Origin of the sequence: Mesorhizobium salmacidum (SeqCode), from assembly GCF_037179605.1 — a bacterium.
Classification (GTDB): domain Bacteria; phylum Pseudomonadota; class Alphaproteobacteria; order Rhizobiales; family Rhizobiaceae; genus Mesorhizobium; species Mesorhizobium salmacidum.
Window position 1 is genome coordinate 164,016 of record NZ_JAPYKS010000003.1, and the last position, 16,212, is coordinate 180,227.

General features: G+C 63.3%; 16 protein-coding genes. 5 read left to right on the top strand and 11 right to left on the bottom strand.

The window, feature by feature from the left end; translation table 11 throughout:
• Positions 1 to 15: 15 nt before the first annotated feature.
• Entirely contained in the window at positions 16 to 1,230 is a 1,215-nt protein-coding gene (locus O7A60_RS05350; protein WP_337105363.1) for an MFS transporter, read from the top strand.
• A 113-nt stretch (positions 1,231 to 1,343) separates the two neighbouring features.
• Here the strand turns inward: O7A60_RS05350 and O7A60_RS05355 are convergent, their stop codons facing one another.
• Positions 1,344 to 1,691 carry a GFA family protein gene (locus O7A60_RS05355; protein ID WP_337105364.1) on the bottom strand — a complete coding sequence of 116 codons (348 nt, stop codon included), beginning with the start codon at positions 1,689 to 1,691 and terminating at the stop codon, positions 1,344 to 1,346.
• 116 nt (positions 1,692 to 1,807) lie between these two features.
• On the opposite strand from O7A60_RS05355, the gene O7A60_RS05360 reads away from it, so the two are divergent.
• Entirely contained in the window at positions 1,808 to 3,103 is a 1,296-nt protein-coding gene (locus O7A60_RS05360) for an amidase (protein ID WP_337105365.1), read from the top strand.
• 24 nt (positions 3,104 to 3,127) lie between these two features.
• On the opposite strand, the gene O7A60_RS05365 is transcribed toward O7A60_RS05360, so the two are convergent.
• The 5 genes from O7A60_RS05365 to O7A60_RS05385 are packed head-to-tail and all read right to left on the bottom strand — an operon-like array spanning position 3,128 to position 7,383.
• Entirely contained in the window at positions 3,128 to 3,517 is a 390-nt protein-coding gene (locus O7A60_RS05365) for a hypothetical protein (protein WP_027144646.1), read from the bottom strand.
• 39 nt (positions 3,518 to 3,556) lie between these two features.
• Entirely contained in the window at positions 3,557 to 4,537 is a 981-nt protein-coding gene (locus O7A60_RS05370; protein ID WP_337105556.1) for a hydroxyacid dehydrogenase, read from the bottom strand.
• Between the two features lie 14 nt (positions 4,538 to 4,551).
• A complete protein-coding gene (locus O7A60_RS05375; protein ID WP_337105367.1) occupies positions 4,552 to 5,271 on the bottom strand; it encodes a FadR/GntR family transcriptional regulator in 720 nt (239 codons plus the stop codon).
• A 2-nt stretch (positions 5,272 to 5,273) separates the two neighbouring features.
• The gene (locus O7A60_RS05380; protein WP_337105369.1) at positions 5,274 to 6,443 is read right to left on the bottom strand and encodes a mandelate racemase/muconate lactonizing enzyme family protein; all 1,170 of its coding nucleotides are present in this window, start codon (positions 6,441 to 6,443) and stop codon (positions 5,274 to 5,276) included.
• 52 nt (positions 6,444 to 6,495) lie between these two features.
• Positions 6,496 to 7,383 (bottom strand): sugar phosphate isomerase/epimerase family protein, encoded by an 888-nt coding sequence (locus O7A60_RS05385; RefSeq protein WP_027144650.1) that lies wholly within the window; start codon positions 7,381 to 7,383, stop codon positions 6,496 to 6,498.
• Positions 7,384 to 7,783: 400 nt separating this feature from the next.
• On the opposite strand from O7A60_RS05385, the gene O7A60_RS05390 reads away from it, so the two are divergent.
• Genes O7A60_RS05390 through O7A60_RS05400 form a run of 3 tightly spaced genes read left to right on the top strand, consistent with a single transcriptional unit; the run spans position 7,784 to position 10,969 of the window.
• Positions 7,784 to 8,839 (top strand): sugar phosphate isomerase/epimerase family protein, encoded by a 1,056-nt coding sequence (locus O7A60_RS05390; protein WP_337105370.1) that lies wholly within the window; start codon positions 7,784 to 7,786, stop codon positions 8,837 to 8,839.
• A gap of 53 nt (positions 8,840 to 8,892) precedes the next feature.
• Positions 8,893 to 10,080 carry a Gfo/Idh/MocA family protein gene (locus tag O7A60_RS05395; protein WP_337105372.1) on the top strand — a complete coding sequence of 396 codons (1,188 nt, stop codon included), beginning with the start codon at positions 8,893 to 8,895 and terminating at the stop codon, positions 10,078 to 10,080.
• 37 nt (positions 10,081 to 10,117) lie between these two features.
• Positions 10,118 to 10,969, top strand: coding sequence for a sugar phosphate isomerase/epimerase family protein (locus O7A60_RS05400; protein ID WP_337105374.1), 852 nt, complete (start codon positions 10,118 to 10,120; stop codon positions 10,967 to 10,969).
• An 87-nt stretch (positions 10,970 to 11,056) separates the two neighbouring features.
• On the opposite strand, the gene phnE (O7A60_RS05405) is transcribed toward O7A60_RS05400, so the two are convergent.
• The 5 genes from phnE (O7A60_RS05405) to O7A60_RS05425 all read right to left on the bottom strand — a co-directional run bounded on the left by phnE (O7A60_RS05405) (position 11,057) and on the right by O7A60_RS05425 (position 16,159).
• Positions 11,057 to 12,424 (bottom strand): phosphonate ABC transporter, permease protein PhnE, encoded by a 1,368-nt coding sequence (gene phnE / locus O7A60_RS05405; protein ID WP_337105557.1) that lies wholly within the window; start codon positions 12,422 to 12,424, stop codon positions 11,057 to 11,059.
• A gap of 3 nt (positions 12,425 to 12,427) precedes the next feature.
• Positions 12,428 to 13,384: a phosphonate ABC transporter, permease protein PhnE gene (gene phnE, locus O7A60_RS05410; protein WP_337105375.1), complete on the bottom strand. Its 957-nt coding sequence runs from the start codon at positions 13,382 to 13,384 to the stop codon at positions 12,428 to 12,430.
• 57 nt (positions 13,385 to 13,441) lie between these two features.
• Positions 13,442 to 14,350 (bottom strand): phosphonate ABC transporter substrate-binding protein, encoded by a 909-nt coding sequence (phnD, locus tag O7A60_RS05415; RefSeq protein ID WP_337105376.1) that lies wholly within the window; start codon positions 14,348 to 14,350, stop codon positions 13,442 to 13,444.
• Positions 14,351 to 14,460: 110 nt separating this feature from the next.
• The gene (gene phnC / locus O7A60_RS05420; protein WP_337105377.1) at positions 14,461 to 15,318 is read right to left on the bottom strand and encodes a phosphonate ABC transporter ATP-binding protein; all 858 of its coding nucleotides are present in this window, start codon (positions 15,316 to 15,318) and stop codon (positions 14,461 to 14,463) included.
• A gap of 130 nt (positions 15,319 to 15,448) precedes the next feature.
• Entirely contained in the window at positions 15,449 to 16,159 is a 711-nt protein-coding gene (locus O7A60_RS05425; protein ID WP_337105379.1) for a DUF1868 domain-containing protein, read from the bottom strand.
• Positions 16,160 to 16,212 lie beyond the last annotated feature (53 nt).

Here is a 16,212-nt window from a genome sequence, read left to right on the forward strand (position 1 = left end):
ACATCGGAGACTGACATGGCCGAACCCGCGACAGGCGCCATTGACGCCGCACTTCTGAACCCCCCAGAATCCGATGAACGAACCGAGCCCGCATGGGGCGCCGTGGTCTCACTCGCCCTTGGCGTTTTCGGTCTGGTCACCGCCGAATTCCTGCCCGCCAGCCTTTTGACGCCGATGGCGCGCGATCTGGGCGTAAGCGAAGGCGTGGCAGGGCAGGCGGTGACGGCAACCGCCATCGTCGGCGCCATCGCCGCCCCCACCATGGCCATCATCACAAGGCGCATGGACCGCAGGCTGGTGATGTGGATGTTGACGATGTTCCTCATCCTGTCCAATCTTCTCGCCACCTTTGCCTCGTCGCTGCCCATGCTTCTGCTTGCCCGTGTCGTGCTCGGCGTGGCCCTTGGCGGCTTCTGGGCGATGTCGGCGGCCATGGCGTTGCGGCTGGTGCCGATGCGGCTGATGCCGCGCGCCATGTCGATCATCCTGACCGGCGTGTCGCTTGCCACCGTTACCGCAGCTCCGGTCGGCGCCTACGTCGGCGACGTCTGGGGCTGGCGCACGGCCTTCATGATTGCGACGATCGTCGGGGCGCTGGCGCTGCTGGTGCAATTGGCCACCATTCCGAAGCTGCCGCCGGTGGGGGTCGCGAGCTTCCGCACCTTGCTCGAGGTGCTGGAGCGGCCGTCGATCAGGATTGCCCTGCTGGTCGTGCTGCTGGTCGCGTCCGGGCACTTTGCCGGCTTCACCTATGTCCGTCCCTTCCTTGAGAAGGTGCCGGTGCTCAACATCGAGACGATCTCGCTGGTGCTGCTGGCCTACGGCATAGGCGGTTTCTTCGGCAACATCGCCGGCGGCATCCTGGCCGAGCGCAACCTCAAGGCCGCGGTGGCCCTGGCGCCCCTGCTGATTGCATTGGCGGCCGCCTCGATGCTGATCCTTGGCACTTCGCCCATGGTCGCCGCCGCCGCCGTCGCGGCCTGGGGCTTTGCCTTCGGCGCGGTGCCGGTCGGGTTGCAGAGCTGGCTGGTGCGGGCAGCGCCGGACCAGGCTGAAAGCGCCGGCGGCCTGATGGTCGCGACCTTCCAGGTGGCGATTGCGATGGGCGCCGTCTTTGGCGGTCTGCTGGTCGACCATGCCGGCGTCGCCAGCGCCTTTGCCTATTGCGGCGCGGCGACGTTGCTGGCTGCCGTCGTGGTGTTTCTGCGCGGTCCGAAGCAGGCCGAATAGTTTCCCCCAACGGTCGTCCCTGGCAGCGGCCCGAGAAACCTTATGGTTTTCGGGCCGCCGTTATTTTGAGGTCGCGGTGAACGAATAGTGGTCGATGGGAGATACTGGGAAGCTCAGACTGCCCGCCCGTCGAAGTCGAAGATCGGCAAGGCGGACGGGTCGAGACCGGTGACGCAATTGATGTTGACGTAAGCGCTGCGTTCGCCGCCTTCGCTGGTGTCCTCGGCAAAGGGATGGATGCCGCAGGTTCGGCAGAAGCGGTGCGCTATTCTCGCCTCGCCGAATGTGTAGCGGCCGAGGTCATAGCCCCAGGCGACGAGGGTAAGCCTGTCACGTGGCACGGCCCATAGCAGCGCACCCTTGCGGGCGCAGATCGAGCAATTGCAGCGCACGACGCCCTCAAGCTCGCCCTCCACCTCGAACGCAACCTTGCCGCAATGGCAGCTGCCTTTGTACAGCATCAGTATCTTCCTATCGCTGGCAGGTGCAAAGGCACGCTGGCCGGGTTATCCCTTCGGCAGGCTTAGCGGCTGCTTGCCCTAAGGACGTTTCTATCCTGGCGGAGTCCGACATCGACATGCAATCAATCCGCGACCGTCTCGAAAACATCCTGTCACGTCTTGCCGATCGTGCGGCCGACGAGAAGGTCTTCACGAAGCTCTATGCCGAAGCGGCGCGCGCTGCCGCTGACGCCAGCGATGCCCGCAAAAGAGTGGGCGTGACACTCGGCCCGCTCGACGGCACCATTGTCTCGATCAAGGATTTGTTCGATGTCGCCGGCGAGCCGACCACGGCCGGTTCCCTGATGCGCAAGACCGCCGCGCCCGCTATGCGCGATGCCACCATCGTCGGCAGGCTGCGCCAGGCCGGCGCCGTCATTATCGGCAAGACCAACATGACAGAATTCGCCTTCACCGCGATCGGCGACAACATGCATTACGGCACGCCCGGCAATGCCGTTCATGCCAGCCGCATTCCAGGTGGTTCGTCCTCGGGCGCCGGGGTGTCTGTGGGCGAGGGGACGAGCGAAATTTCGATCGGCTCCGACACCGGTGGTTCGATCCGCATTCCGGCGGCGCTCAATGGTGTCGTCGGTTTCAAGCCGACAGCGCGGCACGTGCCGCTCTCCGGCGCCTTTCCGCTTTCGGGAACGCTGGACTCGGTCGGACCGCTCGCCCGAACCGTCCCGCAATGCGCCGCCGCCCACGCGGTGATGGCCGGCGAGGAGCCGAACGAGTTGGTGGCCATTCCACTCGCCGGGCTCCGCATCGGCATTCCGCGCGGCGTTCTCTTCGGCGACACGGAAGGCGAAATTGCCGCGGCCTTCGAGCATTGTCTTGGCAAGATCGAACAGGCTGGCGCACGCATCGCGGATCTGTCGATCGACGATATGATCGCGGATCTGCGCGCGGCCACCAAGCGCGGGTCGATCGCGGCGATGGAGGGCGCGGAAGTGCATGCCGACTGGCTGGCGACAGGCGCATCGGTGCCGGTGGATCCGCATGTCAGCGGGCCTCTGTCGCGCGCCGCACTGCTGCCGACGCCGGTTTATATCAGGGCGCTCCGCCGCCGTGCCGCGCTTACCGCCGCCATGGATGAGCGGCTGGCGTCGATTGATGTGCTGGCGTTGCCAACCGTGCCGGTGACGGCGCCGACAATCGCTGCATTGGCCGAGGATGCCGAACTGCGTGATCGTATCGAAGGACTGCTTTTGCGCAACACGCAGGTCGCCAACCAATTCGACCTCTGCGCGATCTCGTTGCCGATGCCGGGTGCATCGCTGCCAATGGGACTGATGCTCGTGGCGCGCAATGGCCATGACAGTCGTCTGCTAAGGATCGCCGCGTCGGTGGAGAGGCTGCTGGGTGGTTGATCGGCAGTGGCCGTAGATGACGGATCAGTGCGACGAACAGTGCTTGCGTTCGCCGTCCTTGGCGGTGCGCACGATGCGGGTCGCGACCAGCCAGGGCAAGCTGTAATCCTTGCCGGTGATGGTCTGCGTGCGCTGCTCGATCGCGCCCCTGACCACGATCTTTCCGCTATAAAGCACGTCGGACTGATCGGTTATCGCCTTGTCGGCCTGCGGCAATCCGCTGGTGTCGATCGACACACCCTTGATGATCGTGCCGGTGACGAGATCGAGCGCGCTGCTCGATGGACAGGGCGCCTTGAAGCAGCGCATCCCGTTGTCGCAATAGACATAGCTGCTCTCGGCCGCAGCGAGTGCCGGCAAGGTGCAGATGGAGGAAGTTGCGGCAATCAGAGATGCAAGGCGAAGACCGGACATGGCCTCAACGTCGCGGAGAATTGGGGCGAAACCGCGATGCTATATCTGCGCCGGAAACCGTCGCCGGTAATGATCGACCACTTCCGGATTGCGCAGATTGACCGGCAGCTTGCCGGCCAGCACCAGCAAGACTTCGCTGGCCGCGCCGACGCCCATGCGCATCATCGATTCCTCGGTAATCCCCGCCATATGCGGGGTGATGACGACATTGTCGAAGCCGAAATAGGAATGATTTGGCGGCAGCGGCTGCGTCGAAAAGACATCGAGCGCGGCGCCGCCGATGCGGCGCTCCCGCAAGGCCTCGATCAACGCGTCATCATCGACGACCGGTCCGCGCGACACGTTGATCAGCAGTGCGTTGGGCTTCATGCGGGCGATGCGTTCGCGGCTGATCAGGCCGCGGGTCTCCGGCGTCAGCGGGCAGCAGAGAACGATGATGTCGCTCTGCTCGACCAGCGCGTCGATCGACAGGAAGCCGACTTTTTCCGGCGCCGGCTGCATGCTGCGCGTCGTTGCCACCACTTTCAGGTCGAAGCCGTGCGCGGCGATGTGGCCGACGGCCTGCCCGACGGCGCCGAGACCAACAATGCCAATGGTCTTGCCGGCGAGTTCGATGTTGGAATTGGCATGCTCGCGTCCGGCAAGCCAGCCCTTGGCGCGCAGGTCGCGGTCGACCCTGCGGAACTGCCGCAGCAGTGCAAGCGCGGTGAACATGACATGTTCGGCGACCGAGCGGGCATTTACCGCCGGCACGTTGGCCACGAGCACGCCGGCTGCCGCGGCCGTTTCCATCGGGATCATGTCGAGCCCGGCGCCATGGCGGATCGCGGCCCTGAGCTTCCAGGCTCCCTCGAACAATGCCGGCGGCAGAGGCGCCCGCACGATGACGATATCGGCGTCCTTGGCCTCCCTGGTCAAGGTGCCGGCGTCGAGCGCGGAGGCAATGACGAGCTGACCGGCGCCGGCGAGCCTGGCCGTGGCGCGCGGGTGCAGCGGATGGGTCGACAGGATCTTGGGCATGGCCTGGGTCACGGTCAGGCCTTTTCGAGTGTCGCGCCCGCGGGCGCAGCCGCCATGCCGCCCTCGATCAAGCCCTTCCAATAGCTCTCCGCGCCTTGGAGGTGGGCGCTCATCAGCGCCTGGGCGAGATTGCCATCGCGGCGCAGCAGCGCCTCGTAGATCTGCACGTGCTCGGCATGCGAGCGCACGCTGCGTTCGGGATCGTTGAAGTAGATCGGCAGGCGCTGCTCGCCCATCAGATAGTAGACGCTGCAGATGTTGTGGAAGACGCTGTTCTTGGTGGCGCGCACGATCTCCAGATGAAATTCGCGGTCCTCCTTGGCCAGGCCTTCGCCCGCGGCGATGCGGTCTTCCGATGCCCTGAGGATTTCGCGCAGGCGCTCGAAATTCTCCTCGGTGGCGCGCGAGCAGGCAAGCTCGGCGGCCTTGATCTCGTGGATCTTGCGTAACTCGACCGTTTCATAAATCTGCAAGGGATCGAGCGGCAGGCCGGCGCGCGCGAACAGCGCCAGCGCCTCGACGCTTGCCTGCTTGGTGTCGATGTAGATGCCCGACTTGGCGCGGCGCTCGACGATGCGCATGGCTTCGAGGATGGCGAGCGCTTCGCGGATCTGGCCACGGCTGACGCCGAAATGCTCCGCCAGCTCGCGTTCCGACGGCGTGCGGCCGCTCTCCTTGTCCGAATGGGAGAACAGATAGGCGGCGAGTTCCGCGAGAAGGTTCTTTTCTTTCATCGTCAATTGCGTTGCGCGTGCGCCTCCAGGAATCGCTCCGAAACGGTGAATCCCAATCCGGGCTTTTCCGGGATCGCTATCATGCCGTCCCTTGCTTCGACAGTCTCTTCGATCAGATCGTGGATCATCGGGTTGGCGCCGAGCGAATATTCGACCGTGAAACTCGACGGCGAGGCGGCGCAGACATGCAGCCCGGCGAAGAAGCATGGCGCACCGGCCCAAAGATGCGGCGCGAAGCGCAAATTGAAGGCGCTGGCGATGGTGCCGATCTTCATCGCCTCGCTGATGCCGCCGCAGAAGGCCGGGTCCGGCTGGAAGATGTCGGCGGCCTTGAGCACGGCGAGGTCGCGGAAGGCATAGCGCGTCGCCTCGCTCTCGCCGGTGGCGATCGGAACCGCGCCGGCGGTGCGCACTTCGGCCATGCCCGGCTTGTCGTCGGCGATCACAGGCTCCTCGAACCAGGCGAGATCGAGATCGCCGACGAGATGGATGAAGCGCTTGGCCTCCGCGACCGTATAAGTGCCGTGGGCATCGACCATCAACTCGACGTCGGGGCCGAGCGCCTGGCGCGCGGCGCGCACGCGGGCGGCGGAAATGTGTGCCGCGCCATCCATGGCGCCCACCCGCATCTTCAGCGCCTTGAAGCCCCCCCTGGCGACGTAGGATCTCAATTGCTCGCCGATGGCATCGGCGGAGGCCCAGCCGCCGGAGGCATAGGCCTGCATGCGATCGGCCTTGCGGCCGCCGAGCAATCGCCAGACCGGCTGGCCCAGCGACTTGCCAAGGATGTCCCAGAGCGCGATGTCGACGGCGCTGATAGCGGCGATGCTCATGCCGCGCCGCGCCAGTTGCGGCATGGCGTGGCCGGCATGGGCGGCGCTCTCATGGCGTACGCCGTTGTAGAGCATCTCCCAGATGATGCCGATATCGGCCGGATCGCGGCCGATCAATTGCGGGCCGACCTCGTGGTTCAGCATGTGGACGAGAGCGCCGTAGCTGCCGGCGCTGCCAGCTGCGTTCTTGCCTTCGCCCCAGCCGACCAGCCCGTCATCGGTTTCGATGCGCAGAATGGCGGCGTCGAAGGTCGTCACCTGGCCGAAGTCGCTACGATGCTGCTTCGCGGCTTCGATCGGCACGCGGACCCACCAGGCCTGGACTGTCTTGATGCGCATTTTGTTCCCCTGCCCGCCGCCGGTAGGGCGGAAGGCAAATTCCAGGCGTCGACTACTTGATCAGCGGCAACAGCGTTTCGGCGGTGATGCGCATCTGGTCGGTGTAGAATTTCTCGGTGAGCACGCTGGAGCCGTGATCCTGGATGAACTTCAGCTGCTCGGGCGAGATATCGACCGGGTGGCGCTCGACCATTTCGGGATAGGGTGCTGCCGGCGTGCGGTCGACCGGGGCGACGAACTCATTGGTCAGCGCGCCGTCATAACCGACTTCCTTCAAGGTCGCGACGATCCTTGGCCAGTCGATCTGGCCGAGCCCGGCGGCGAAGCGATTGTTGTCGGCGACATGGAAGTCGAACAGGCGCTTTCCGACCTGCCGGATGGCGTCATGGACGTTAAATTCCTCCATGTGGATATGATAGGCGTCAAGGCAGACGCCGCATTCGGGGCTGACCGCATCGGCCAGCGCCAGCGCCTGGGCGCCGCGATTGAACAGATAGGTTTCGAAGCGGTTGAGCGGTTCGACAGCGATCTTGACGCCGACCTTCTTGGCGTGGGTGAAACATTCGCGGGTCGCATCGACGACCCACTTCCACTCCTCCTCCTCGGTGCCGTCCGGCACCACCTTGCCGACGGTAGCCGGAACCAGCGTGATGATCTCGCCGTCGAGTTCGCTGACCATCGTCAGCACGTCCTTGACGTATTGCACGGAGCGCTCACGCTGGCCCTGGTTCCTGGCGGCAAGGTTACGTTCACCCAGCATCAAGGTGACCGCGCCCCAGCAGCGGATGCCATGCTCCTTCAGCAGCGCCCGTGTCTCCTTGGTCTTGTACTGCGCGGGCTCGCCGGAAATCTCGATCGACTCATAGCCGAATTTCTTGATGCGCTTGAGCGTCGTCTCAAGCGGTTCCGCGCGCATCCAGTTGTGCGTCGAAAGATGCATGGCCTGTCCTTCCCAGATTCGTCCGTATGGTTTGCCTGCGACATGCATCGCCGAAAGACGACGCAAGGGTTCCTCCCCAAGGCATCCCCAGACTTTTCCTGCAAACTGGTTCGACCAATTGGGCCTGAAATTAGGTCTACAGCAAATTCCTCGAGACGGCAACAACTGTGGTGTCGCAACTTCCAGGATGGATTAGTTTGTTGATTACATTGGGATATGTGCCATTATTTTGCGCGTCCGGAGCGCCTTTTTGGCGCATTCCGAGACTTGACCAAATTGCCTTATTTGGTCATACCAGAATGGCATTGTCGGCCGAGCGTCCGACGCGAAAAGACCAAAGTGACTGGCCCTGCTTTCATCAGGCGCTATGCTTGGTCGTGACAAAACGAGGAGGATGCCGATGCCGACGACAATGAAGGGCCCTGGACTGTTTCTGGCGCAGTTCGCGGGCGATGCCGCACCGTTCAATTCGCTGGCGTCGATCACCAAATGGGCTGCCGGTCTCGGCTACAAGGGCGTGCAGATCCCAACCTGGGACGCGCGCCTGTTCGACCTCGAGAAGGCGGCGTCCTCCAAGGCCTATTGCGACGAGGTGAAGGGCACCTGCACTGACGCCGGCGTCGAGATCACCGAACTGTCGACGCATCTGCAGGGGCAATTGGTGGCGGTGCATCCGGCCTATGACGCGCAGATGGATGGATTCGCGCCAGCTTCGGTGCACAACAACCCGCAGGCGCGGCAGAAATGGGCCGTCGAACAGATGAAGTTCGGCGCCAAGGCGTCGCGCAATTTCGGGCTGAATGCATCGGTGTCGTTCACCGGCTCGCTGGCTTTCCCTTACCTTTATCCCTTTCCGCAGCGGCCCGCCGGACTAATCGAGGAAGCCTTCGGCGAACTCGGCAAGCGCTGGAAGCCGATCCTCGACGTCTATGAGGACAATGGTGTCGATGTCGGCTACGAAATTCATCCTTCAGAGGACGTGTTCGACGGGGCGACCTTCGAGATGTTCCTCGACGCGGTCGGTGGCCACAAGCGCTGCAACATCAATTACGACCCTTCGCATTTCCTGCTGCAGCAGCTCGACTATCTCGAATTCATCGACATCTATCACGAGCGGATCAAGGCCTTCCACGTCAAGGACGCTGAGTTCAATCCGACCGGACGGCAGGGCGTGTATTCCGGTTACCAGAGCTGGACGAACCGCGCTGGCCGTTTCCGTTCGCTCGGCGACGGGCAGGTGGATTTCGGCGGCATCTTCTCCAAGCTGACGCAGTACAATTACGATTCCTGGGCGGTGCTGGAATGGGAATGCTGCCTGAAGCATCCGGAGGACGGCGCGGCCGAAGGGGCACCCTTCATCCAGCACCACATCATCCGGGTGACGGAGAAGGCATTCGACGATTTCGCCGCCGGCACCACGGACAAGAAGCTGCTGCGCGCCATGATGGGAATTTGACACGGCTTTCGCTTCCCCTCGGCGGAGGGGAATCTCACACGAGGGAGAAAAACATGGTTGCTGCATCGAAGTTGGAAACGGGAGGCGGCCCGATCCGCTACGGCATGGTTGGCGGCGGGCAGGGCGCTTTCATCGGCGCCGTGCACCGCATTGCGGCACGCATGGACAATGATTTCGTGCTGGTCGCCGGCGCCCTGTCGTCCGACCCGGCGCGTGCGAAAGCCTCGGCCGCCGAACTCGGGCTCGATCCCTCACGCAGCTATGCGTCCTACGCCGAAATGGCCAAGGCCGAGGCGAAGCGCCCGGATGGCATCGAGGCGGTGGCCATCGTCACCCCCAACAACGTGCATGTGCCGGCAGCCAAGGCTTTCCTGGAGGCAGGCATCCACGTGATCTGCGACAAGCCTCTGGCCACGACACTGGCCGAAGCCAAGAAGCTCGCAGCGATAGTCGAGAAGACCGGCAAGGTGTTCGTGCTCACCCACAATTACACCGCCTACCCGATGGTGCGGCAGGCCCGCGAAATGGTGGCAAAGGGCGTGCTCGGCGACATCCGCATCGTGCAGTCGGAATATCCGCAGGACTGGCTGACCGAGGACCTCGCCGCCACCGGCCAGAAGCAGGCGTCATGGCGGGGCGACCCCAAGCAGGCGGGTGCCGGCGGCGCGCTCGGCGATATCGGCACCCATGCCTACAACCTCGCCCGCTTCGTCTCCGGGCTCGAGCTCGATACCCTGTCGGCCGATCTCGATGCCTTCGTGCCGGGCAGGCTGCTCGACGACAATGTCAATGTCATGCTGCGTTTCAAACCGACGGGAAAAACGCATCCGGCAAAAGGCATGATTTGGGCAAGCCAGGTGGCGCCTGGTCATGAGAACGGCCTGAAGCTGCGCATCTACGGTTCGAAGGGCGGGCTGGAATGGGTGCAGGCCGACCCCAACTATCTCTGGTACACGCCGTTCGGCCAGCCGAAACAATTGATCACTCGCAACGGCGCCGGCGCGCTGCCGGTGGCCGGCCGTGTCAGCCGCGTTCCGTCAGGCCATCCCGAGGGTTATCTCGAAGGCTTCGCCAATATTTACCAGGAGGCGGCACGCGCCATCCGCGCGGCACGCAAGAGGGGCGGCAAGCCGGCAAAGGATGTCGTCTTCCCGACCATTCAGGACGGCGTCGAAGGCATGGCTTTCATCGAGGCCTGCGTGAAGTCGTCGAAGAAGAATGGGGCGTGGACCAAGCTGTAAGAGGCGCCTGGCCAGCGGAAAATGGGGGAGGGCGTCGATGAAAATCGGCATGTGCATGTTCTTGTGGACAACGGCGGTGTCGAAGAAGCACGAGCCATTGCTTCGCGACATCAAGGCAACCGGCTTTGACGGTGTCGAAATCCCGATCTTCGCCGGCACGCCGGACGACTACAGGAAACTGGGCGAGCTGCTGGACCGGATCGGGCTGGAGCGGACGGCGGTCTCGGCGATGGGCGATCCGGCGATGAACCTGATCGCGGCCGATGCGGCAACGCGCAAGGCTGGTGTCGATTACATGAAATGGGCCATCGATTGCGCCGATGCGCTTGGCGCCCGCACGCTGAGCGGACCGCTGCATTCGACCCTTGGCGCCTTTTCCGGGTCCGGACCGACTGCCGCCGAGAAGAAGCGCTCGGTTGCCTCGCAGCGCACCATCGGCGACCATGCCGGCAAGCGCAACGTCACCGTCGGGCTCGAGGCGCTGAACCGCTTCGAATGCTATCTCCTCAACACGATGGCCGACCTGTCTGAGCACATCGACGCCATCGACCGGCCGCACATCAAGGCGATGTACGACACTTTCCACGCCAATATCGAGGAGGCCGACCCAATCGGCGCCTATACGAAGCACCGCAGGAAGGTCGTGCATATCCACATATCGGAGAACGATCGCGGCGTGCCGGGGCGCGGCAACATCCCGTGGAAAGAAACCTTCGCGGCGATCCGCAAGAGCGGCTACGACGACTGGCTGACCATCGAGGCGTTCGGCCGCTCGCTGAAGGAATTGGCGGCTGCGACCAAGGTGTGGCGCGATTTTTCCGAAACGCCGGAAGCGGTGTACCGGGAGGGGTACAAGCATATCAAGAACGGGTGGAAGAAGGCGGCTTAGGCTCCTCCTTTCGTCATCCACGGGCGGAGCGGGAGCGTAGACCCGAGGATGACGAAGGTGATAGCTGCAGGCCACAGAGCAGGTTGATCAACCCTGCTTGGCCTGGATCCTGTTGTAGTCGTGAATCGTCCGGCTCAGCCTACGGCGCAGGAAGTTGGATATGTTGTCGAAGATGAAGACGACGAGCAGGATCAGCAGCACCATGTAGAAGACGTTGGCCCAGTTGGAGTTGGTGCGCATCGCTTCCCACAGTTTCAGGCCGATGCCGCCGGCGCCGACGGCGCCGATGATGGTGGCGCCGCGGGTGTTGGATTCCCACTGGTAGAGCGTCTGGCTGATGAAGACCGGGATCACTTCGGGCATGACGCCGTAGCGCTGCACCAGGAGGCCGTTGGCGCCGGTCGAAAGCACCCCTTCACGTGGCTTGTCGTCGATGTTCTCCAGACCTTCCGAATAGACTTTGCCGAGGGTGCCGATCTCGGTGAAGAAAATCGCGGCACTTCCCGCCAGCGGGCCGGGGCCGAAGGCGCGGGTGAAGAACAGCGCCCAGATCAGCATATCGACCGAGCGCATGAAGTCGAAGAAGCGCTTGAGCACCTGGCTGAGCCCGCCGCTCGGCGTGATGTTGCGCGCCGCGAAGAAGGCCAGCGGGAAGGCGACGATGCCACCGAGCAGCGTACCGAGGAAAGCCATGACAATGGTCTGCAAGAGCTTCGTCCAGACATCGCCATGTTGCCACTGGGCGTTGTTCCAGATGTTGTCGCCGGCCAGCGCGAGGTTCGAGGTGCCTGGTTTCAGTTCTGGTCCCGACATGACCAGCGAGATCACCTCCCCCGCTGATTTGCCGAAGAAAGGCGAGCGTGTGTCGAAGACGAAGTTCGCCCAGCCGAGGAAGCGCTTGCGCACCTTGACGCGGTCGACGGTGACGCGCACCTCGCCGACAAAGCCCATCTTGGCCACCACCTCGTCGTCATGCGCGGTGATCCAGTTCGGCACCGGACCCGTGATCACCGGCTTGCCGCTGGTCAGCGCCACCGGCACCGTCTGGCCATGAGTGAAAATCGTCGCGTAGGTCTTGTCGAAGGTGACGGATTTGGCCTGGCCGTCGATCCGCACGGTGAAGGACCCGTCGACATTCTTGATCACCCAATCCGGATTGGGATTGTCGCCCAGTGCCGAGAAACGCGGATATTTGGGTGTGATCTCCGGCTGGTCGAGACGGAATTCCGGCTGCAGATCGTAGCTGATCCATTGTGTCAGGAAGAGGGGGAGGCGCTCCCAGTGCGATTCCCGCAATACCTGCGGCAGGCTGAAGAACCACAAGGCATAGACCAGATAGAGGAGGGTGCCGGTAAACAGGAGCAGCGGACCGAAGCGCTTGTATGCCGGGCGCCGGAACACCTGCGGGTGGCGCGCCTCGATCGACAGCATCTCCTCGGCGGTCATGGTCGCTATGATTTACGCCCCCATCATAAAGGCTTGTTCGCCGACCAGCTTGCGACGAAGCCAGGCGGAAAACTGGTCGATGATGAAGATGGTCGTGAACAGCAGCAGCACCAGCGCCAGCGTCTTGGCGCCGAAGCCGCGCGAGATGTACAGCTTCAGTTCCTCGCCGATGCCGCCGCCGCCGACGGCACCGATGATGGTGGAGGCCCGCACGTTGATCTCGACCCGCAGCAGCGTATAGGACACGAAATTGGGCAACACCTGCGGCAGGTCGGCGAAGCGCATCCGCTCGAACCAGTTGGCGCCGACCGCCGTCAGGCCTTCCTCGGCACGCATGTCGATGTTCTCGTTGATCTCGTAGAACAGCTTGCCGAGTGCGCCGATCGAATGCAGGCCGATGGCGATGATGGCGGCGATCGGACCGGTCGAGACGATTGCCGCGAAGAGGCCGGCGATGACGATCTCGGGAAAGGCGCGCAGCAATTCCATGAAGCGCTTGACCACCAGCCTCAGAGCCGGATGGGGCGTCAGCTTGCGCGCGGCGATGAAGGAAAAAGGCACCGCGAAGATAAAGCCGATGAAGGTCGAAACCAGCGCCACGTTCACCGTTGTCAGCATCAGCTCGAAATATTCGGGGACGTAGAAACCGCCCCACACATAGACGCGACCAAGCGGGAAGTTGAATTCCTGGGTGCCGGTATCACGCGGCGAGGCGATGTCGAACAGCGCCCGCCAGACGTCGTTCCAGTTCTTCGGGACCAGCCAGCTCAGGAAATCCAGAATGTGCGGCAGCCGGTCGAAGAAGTGCCCGGCATTGGCTTCGTCGGCGAACCACATGCTGGAGAGCATCGCGGCAAGCAGCAGTCCGACGCCGAGCACTGTATAGAGCCGGCGCAGCGACGTCTGGCGTCGCCAGGCATCGGCCGTCTGGTGGGTGGCGCCGGAGGCGGCTGTCACGGAAAGGGTCATGATCGGAGATGCAAAAAGGGGCGGTATCTGAGATACCGCCCCTTTGCAATTTCGCCGTTAGCCGCCGATGGCTGCCTTACGGGCTTCGACGATGACGCTGTAGAAGTCCGGCTTCACCGGAACATAGCCGGTGAAATCGCCGCCTTCGACGCCTTCGAAGCAAGCCTTGTCCTTCTTGGGCAGGTCGGTAAAGAAGGCGGTCAGCTTGGCGGTCATGTCGTCGCCGATCGCGGTGCGCACGACGAGCGGACCGTTCGGGATCAGGCCCGAACGCCAGACTTCGACGAAATCGTTGGGGTCGACGGCGCCCTTGGCGACTTCCTTGTGGAAGGTGCCGGAGGTGTAGCCGTTCTTGAAGTCGCCTATACCCGAGGAATCGTCGACCGCGACATCGACCTTGCCGTCACGCACGGCCAGAACGTTGTTTTCGTGGCCGCCATTGAACTGGGTCGAGGCGAAGAAGGTTTCGTTCGAGGCGCCGGTGGTCTTCGGAATCTGGGTCAGCGGGATCAGGTAGCCGGAGGTCGAATCCGGGTCGGCATAGCCGAGCTTCTTGCCCTTGGCCGACTTGATGTCGGTGATCCCCGAGGTCTTCAGCGCCAGGCCGACGGAATAATAGCCGGTGGCGCCGTCGGTCTGCTGGGTGGTGAGGATTGGGGTGACCGCCTTCGGGTCCTTGATGTAGACGCTGGCATAGCCGGAAGCGCCGAGTTCGGCGAAGTCGAGCGTGCCGCCGAGCAGGCCCTGGATAACGCCGTCATAGTCGGCGGCGGGGAACAGCGAAACCTTCTCGAAGCCGAACTCGGCCTTCAGGTGGTCGGCCAAGCACTGGTAGTTACGCAGCCGGTCGGTTTCGTTTTCGCCGCCGAGAATGCCGACGCGAAATTCCTTCGTATCGGCGGCGTGGGCCATGCTGGTGGCCATAGCGAGCACCGAAACGGCACCGAAAACCATCTTCCTGAACATTTGCTATCTCTCCTGTAGGTTCCGGCCCCGCGCCGGCAGCGTTCTTGATCTTGACAAGTGCCCTTGACGCGGGCGGACGATCCAGGCTGCTCGCTATGCCCGTAATGGGCTCAGTATCCCGGGAATGCGGGTTCGAGCGGTCCGGCGGATGCGGCGATCTTCTGCTTGAAGGCAACGCTGGTGGAGGTGATGACCTCCGATATCTCACCGCCATTGCTGTCGGCGCCATAGACTAGACGCACCGCTTCGCGGTTGAGCTCTTCGGGCGGCCCGTCGAAGACGACCTTGCCGGCGGCCATGCCGATGATGCGGTTGCAACAGGTGCGGGCGGTATCGAGCGTGTGCAGGTTGGTGACGACGGTGATGCCTTCGCGCAGATTGATGTCCTGCAGCGAATCCATCACCACCTTGGCGTTGAGCGGGTCGAGCGAGGCGATCGGCTCGTCGGCGAGGATCACCTTCGGCTGCTGCATCATGGCGCGGGCAATCGCGACGCGCTGCTGCTGACCGCCCGACAGGGTGCCGGCGGGTTGAAGTGCCGTACGGGCGATGTCGAGCCGCTCGAGCGCGGCGACCGCCTCGGCGCATTCGGCACGGGAGAACATGCCGAGAAGGTTGGACAGGGTCGAACGGTGGTTCAGTTTGCCGAGCAGCACGTTGGTGAGCACATCGAGGCGCGGCACCAGGTTGAACTGCTGAAAGATCATGGCGCAGTCGCGCTGCCAACGCCGCAACGGCGACCCGCGCAGGCGGGAGACCTCGGCGCCGTCAAAAAAAATCGACCCCTGGCTGGGGTCGACAAGACGGTTGATCATGCGAAGAAGCGTCGACTTGCCTGCACCCGAACGACCGATGACGCCGACCATCTGCCCCTGCGGGATCGAGATGTTGACGTCGCTGACGGCGGTGTTCTTGCCAAATCGTCGGCTGACACCGCGAATTTCGAGCGTGGCAGAGCTTGCTGACATGGGCTGGTTCCAGTCCGGTCCATATTGATCGTCAGGCACTCGCCTAACGCAGCCACATGAACCTGCCGTGTCGCCAGCATGTCAGTTTTGTTACGCTCCACAGATACGACCGCCGGCGTCCTGCCGGCGATCAGCCGAGCACCAGCAATTCCTCGAAATGCTCCATGTCGCGGAATGCGCAGAAGGCTGGAGCCTTGATCTCGATCACCGGCGCCTGCCGCGCGAAAAGCGCCAGGAAATCGTCGAACAGCGTCTGCCATGCGACGGCCCTGTCGTCGGCAAGACGCTGGATCTGATAAGCGAAGGTGATGTGAAAGACGTAATTGTCGTGGTCGGGGTGCCGGTAGCCGAATGGCACGGCCAGCGCATCGCGCCATTCACGCATGATGCGCACATCCTCGTCGGTCGCGCCGGCAACGGTGAGCCCGGTCGGCACGATCTCGAGCACCTTGATGTTGAACGGACCGGCGCCCTGGAAACCCTTCAGGCGCTCCAGATAGAGGCGGGTCATGGCGTCGATGCCGGTGTCGAGCGGCACGTCCCGTGGCCAGTAAGGTAACCGGCGGCGATATTCGATGATGCCCTGGAACAGCGTCATGTGCAGGCTGGAGACAGGCGTGAAGGCAAGGCGGTCGGCATCCGGCATCGCCATCATCCGATCGCGCACAGCGAGCACCACGGCTTCGGATGGCGAGCCGCTGACCAGATGGCTCACGACGGTGTTGCCGGGCTCGAGGAGAAAGTTGCCTGACACGTCATAGCGCGTGCCGAGATGCGCCGGTGGCGTCGGATTGGAGCCGGCAAAGAATCCCGCGAGCGAGGGTCTGATGGTGTCGAGCATGGCAATCTCCTTGGAACACCCCTGCCCCGGTGATGTGTCAAGGATATGAAACA